Origin of the sequence: Ferrimicrobium sp., assembly GCF_027364955.1 — a bacterium.
GTDB lineage: Bacteria > Actinomycetota > Acidimicrobiia > Acidimicrobiales > Acidimicrobiaceae > Ferrimicrobium.
The window spans coordinates 1-1,590 of record NZ_DAHXOI010000067.1 but is presented as its reverse complement, the minus strand read 5'-3'; the positions used below and the strand labels follow the sequence as shown (position 1 = coordinate 1,590).

Sequence of the window (1,590 nt, the reverse complement as noted above, 5' to 3'; positions counted from 1 at the left end):
TAACCCATGCAAAACCAGTGACCGTACCCGTGCAATTTAGGTGTCCGTGAGTGTGCAGGTTTTCGTGACCGTTAACAGGTAGCCCAGCATTCGTAACTGAGAGTTTTGTTGAGTGAAGTTTTGGGTATCTGGAAGGCCCCTGTGTGCTGTGAATGCTAACCATAAGTCGACCTTCTAGGTCGCTGGCCAAGCAATGCGATATGAAAGATGGAGGAAGGAGCTTAGCTCCCTGACCCTCCGATATCAACTTTGCGAGAAAGGGATATCAAACCAGCACAAGCTGCGTTGGTAAAGAGCCAGGGTGGTGAGCGTTGTGTTAAAAGGCGGAGGTACCTCCGTCAGGTATGTACTACGAAGATGAGCGAAAGCGAACCATCCGATGACGCGTCGTAATCCAGCTAAATGACATCAGAACCGAGGGTTGGAGGGCTGCCCCGGGATAAGTCTGGCGGGTTTTCTCGTTCTGGCCAGGCGGTGTCCGGCGTATAGGTGGCATGAGCGTAGTACTGGCTTTCATATCGAACCGAGGAACCAGTCGTGTGGTTGTCCCTGGTAAGCCCAGGGAACGGGAGCACGCCGAGGCCAGAAAGCCGAAGGCGAGAGTACTCAGATGCTACGCACTGGGGCGGACTGGGGCGTATTAGCAATGAAGCTCTTGTAATGAGAGTCGAGCAAAGGCCCCAGGCGAACGGGCTGTGATGGACTAGCCAACCTAGCATTGGGGATGAGCCAACACAGAGCAGCTGCGAGCCAGAAGCCGGATGAATTGAGAGGTTCACGTCCGGTTTGACGGGAGCGGGGAGGGGGAAGATCCCTCCCGCCACCCTACTCCTCCCAGCCACCCTACAGTGGTGGCTCCAGGTCCGTGACAGCTGTGCGCCGACCAGCATCCCGCACACGGTGCGACGGCCGCCCTGGGCGAGCAGCCCGCAGGCCAGTCCACAGAACACCGGGAACGTCCAGGCGCTGAAACAGCCACGGAACTCTCCGAGCAACGCCACCAGCGAGGCTGGCATCGGCACCAGCGAGGCTGGCATCGGCACCTCCTCTCGAGTCTTGCGCTCGTCCCTTGTCGTGCTGCCTCCCTTTGGTCGTGAACCTTAGGAGTCAAGCAAGAACAACCTGAACAGTTATGGGGCAGGCAGCGGATTCCGCGGTCTCAGTCGGTAGTTCCATTCACCGTGGAAATCATTGCGTTCTATCGCTAGCGTGGCGAGTTCCTCATCTGAGACCTTGATTCCGGGTGCGTAGGTGTTCTCATCGAGAGTCGCCCTGATTCGCAACCCTTGGTTGGTTGTCGTTGAGCCGATCAGATTGACAACGACTTCACGACTGGTCAAAGGGCGCCCTCTCCAGTTGGCGGTGATGTGACAGAACATGCGATGCTCGATCCTGTTCCACTTGGAGGTTCCAGGAGGGAAGTGACTGACCTCGATTGAGAGTTGGAGTTCGTCGGCCAACCTCTGTAGCTCTCTGCGCCAGAGGCGGACCCGATAGCCGTTGCTTCCCCCGCTGCGTATTCTCGCTGAAACTTGCCACCTGTTATCGCTGAAATCTGCCACCCATTCTCGCTGAAACTTGCCACCTGTT

Annotated in this window: 1 protein-coding gene and 1 pseudogene; one reads left to right on the top strand and one right to left on the bottom strand. The window is 57.0% G+C overall.

What is annotated here, in order from left to right; genetic code table 11:
- The first annotated feature begins 786 nt into the window (after positions 1-786).
- Entirely contained in the window at positions 787-1,104 is a 318-nt protein-coding gene (locus tag M7Q83_RS14020; protein WP_298340235.1) for a hypothetical protein, read from the top strand.
- A gap of 26 nt (positions 1,105-1,130) precedes the next feature.
- On the opposite strand, the pseudogene M7Q83_RS14015 reads toward M7Q83_RS14020, so the two are convergent.
- Positions 1,131-1,590, bottom strand: a pseudogene (locus M7Q83_RS14015) (ISAzo13 family transposase); the annotation flags it as partial.